The organism is Streptomyces caelestis, assembly GCF_001279005.1.
Taxonomy (GTDB): Bacteria; Actinomycetota; Actinomycetes; order Streptomycetales; family Streptomycetaceae; genus Streptomyces; species Streptomyces heliomycini.
Genome location: NZ_LGCN01000281.1, coordinates 1 through 3,222 on the forward strand (window position 1 = coordinate 1; position 3,222 = coordinate 3,222).

The 3,222-nt window shown below is 73.3% G+C and carries 2 protein-coding genes and 2 pseudogenes; all 4 read left to right on the forward strand.

Annotated features, from left to right (window positions below; translation table 11 throughout):
• The first annotated feature begins 258 nt into the window (after positions 1-258).
• Positions 259-846 carry a pyridoxamine 5'-phosphate oxidase family protein gene (locus ADK41_RS38190; RefSeq protein ID WP_030832312.1) on the forward strand — a complete coding sequence of 196 codons (588 nt, stop codon included), beginning with the start codon at positions 259-261 and terminating at the stop codon, positions 844-846.
• A 3-nt stretch (positions 847-849) separates the two neighbouring features.
• A pseudogene (locus ADK41_RS43815) lies at positions 850-1,362 on the forward strand (hypothetical protein).
• Between the two features lie 59 nt (positions 1,363-1,421).
• Entirely contained in the window at positions 1,422-2,804 is a 1,383-nt protein-coding gene (locus ADK41_RS38195; protein ID WP_030832310.1) for a ferredoxin reductase family protein, read from the forward strand.
• Between the two features lie 52 nt (positions 2,805-2,856).
• Positions 2,857-3,222 (forward strand): annotated as a pseudogene (locus ADK41_RS38200) (FMN-binding protein); the annotation flags it as partial.

Below are 3,222 nucleotides of genomic sequence, written 5' to 3' on the forward strand. Positions count from 1 at the left end.
CGTCCAGAACGCCATCCTCGGCCCCCTCGAGGACAAGCGCGTCGCCGCCATCAACCGCATCGCCACCGCCATCGGCCGCACCGCCGAACGCCCCTCCGGGCTGGACTCCCTGGCCGCCTGCACGCTCACCAAGTGACGTGACAGGCGCCGTGGCCGCCCCGTACAAGCGCCGGCCGGGGCGGCCACGGTCTCTCCCGGCGTCCGGCCGCCGGACCATTCCTCGGACGGACGAAAGACCTGGTCCCATAATCGGTGGACATGGGAAAGACCTATGAGCGCATAGACGGCCGCCTCCGCACCTTCATCGAGGAACAGCCGGTCTTCTTCACCGCCACCGCCCCGCTGTCCGCCGACGGCACGGTCAACCTCTCGCCCAAGGGGCTCAAGGGGTCCTTCGCGGTCCTCGACGAGCTCACCGTCGCCTACCTCGACTTCGCCGGCTCCAACGCCGAGACCATCGCCCATCTGCGCGAGAACGGCCGGATCACCCTGATGTGGTGCGCCTTCCAGGGGCCGCCGAACATCGTGCGCGTGCACGGCCGCGGTGAGCCCGTCTTCCGGGACGACCCCCGCTTCGGGGAGCTGCTCACCCGTTTCCCCGACATCGACCCCTCCGTCCACGGCCTGCGCGCCGTCGTCGTCGTGACGGCCGAGCTGATCCGGGACACCTGCGGATACGCGGTGCCCTTCATGGCGTACGAGAGCGACCGCGACCTGCACGGGAAGCGGTTCGCGCGGGAGGACGACGCCTCGCTCGACGCGCACTTCGCCAAGAAGGAGCACATCGCGACCAGCCTGGACGGACTGCCCGGGCTGCCGCTGCCGCTTCCCCCCTTCCCCTTCTGAGCCGTGCACCCCGGTGCCGCCCCCTCGCCGCCGCGCTCGTCTGCCCGCCCCCGCTCCTGCCCGGCACCCGCCGGCCGGCCGGTCGCGCCGCTGCCGGACCGGACGGCGGACAGCGGGGCGGCACCCGGCTGATCACCGCGGTGGGACCGGAAAGGACGGCCGCCGGGTGGCGGCGGTTCCGCGCCGGCCCGCTTCGGAGCCGAGGGCCCGACCGAGGACGCCGCCCACCGGCAGGGCACGAACACGACACCGACCGGGCTGTACGGGTGCCCGTACGCCTTCGGCATCGAGGCGGCGCCGCGCGGGAGGGCGTACGCCCACCGCCCCGTACGGCGGGACTCCTGGTGGTGCCGGGACGACGACTCGCGCTCCTTTGACCGCTGGACCGGGCCCCGGGCCGCCGGCTGCCACGCCGCCGGGGCGCCGGCCGGTCCCGCGCGGGGTCCGCACGCCGCGATCGGGACCGGGAGCGGGAGCACGGCGATCACCCGCCACCGGACCGTGAACTCCCTCTGAACACTCCGGCGTGACCGCACGTATCTGTGGGCCAAGGGTCAAGTCCCCACGGAGGAACCGTGACCACCACGCTCGCCGGCGGCCGTGCCGCCCGCCGCCAGACGATGCGCCGCATCCGTCCGCGCCGCTCCCCCGCCGTGCCCCTGCTGCTCGCCGTGGGCGCGGGCGCGGTGGCCGTGCTGTGGTTGTGGTGGACCAACACACCGTCCATCGCGGACACCACCGGGAAGATCATCGCCGCGGGCCGGATCACCGGGCTGCTCGCCGGCTATCTGATGGCCCTGGTGGTCCTCCAGATGGCGCGGGTGCCCGCGCTGGAGCGCCGGGTGGGCTCGGACCGGGTGGCCCGCTGGCACGCGATGAGCGGCCGGTACACCGTCAGCCTGGTCATCGCCCACGTCCTCCTCATCATGTGGGGCTACGCCCGCCAGGCGGGCAAGAGCCTCGGCGACATCGTGCAGCAGACCGTCACCTCCATCAACACGCTGCCGGACATGGGCAAGGCCGCCATCGGCACCGGTCTGCTGTTCGTCATCGCCCTCCTCTCCATCGGCCCGGTCCGGCGCCGGCTGCCGTACGACGGCTGGTACCACGTGCACCTGCTGACGTACGCGGCGGTCTTCCTGACGTTCTGGCACCAGATCACCACCGGCAACGAGTTCGCCGTCGAGCCCACCGCGAAGACCTTCTGGTACGGGTTGTACGGCGCCGTGACCGCGCTGGTCCTGTGGTACCGGATCATCACCCCGGTGCGGCTCAACCTGCGGCACCGGATGCGGGTCGCGGCGGTCGTCGAGGAGACGCCGGGCATCGTGTCGGTGCTGATCAGCGGGCGCAGGCTGCACCGGATGGGGGCGGAGGCCGGACAGTTCTTCCGCTGGCGGTTCCTGGCGCCCGGGATGCGGTTCAGCTCCCACCCGTACTCGCTGTCCGCGGCGCCCCGCCCCGGCATGCTGCGGATCACGGTGAAGGCGGTCGGCGACCACACCTCACGGCTGCGCGAACTGGAGCCCGGCACGCGGGTGTGGGCTGAGGGCCCCTACGGGGCGCTGACCGCGCAGCGCCGCAGCCGCGGCAAGGTGCTGCTGGTGGCGGGCGGGGTGGGGATCACCCCGATGCGGGCGCTGTTCGAGACGCTGCCCGGCGCCTCCGGCGACATCACGCTGCTGTACCGGGCCAACAGCACGCAGGACCTGGCGCTGTGGGGCGAGCTGGCCAAGATCGCCGACGAGCGGGGCGCCCGGCTGATGTACGCGGTGAACAGTCCCGACGGGGAGCGCCCCGACATCTCGGCGGAGACCCTGCAGCGGAAGATCCCGGACGTCGACCGCCACGACGTGTTCATGTGCGGTCCGCCCGGGTTCGCGCAGTCGGTGTACGAGGCGCTGCGCGGCGCCGGGGTCCCCGCGCGCCGTATCCATCACGAGTCGTTCGACATGTGAGCGACGGGCCACCCGCCCGGGTCGTCCCCACCCATCAGGAGCCTGAGAAGCGATGAGGAAGAGTCACCCCGTCCGGCGTGCCGTGCTCGCGACCGCCGCCACCGTGTCCGGCATCGTGCTGCTGCTGTCACTCAAACCGGCGTCCGATCCCGGCTCGGCCGCCGCGGCCGGCGGCGCGGCCCCGCCCGCGGCGGCCCAGTCGCCGCAGGGCGGCGCCCAGCCCATCGGGAACGGCACCGTCACCGGTGACGCGGCGCGGACCCAGTACGGCGCGGTGCAGGTCCGGCTGACGGTGAGCGGCGGGAAGATCACCAAGGCGGAGGCGGTGCAGGCGCCCACGGGCGGGCAGAGCGACCGGATCACCTCCGACGCCGTGCCGAAGCTCAACCAGGCGGCGGTGGCGGCCGGCGACGCGGAG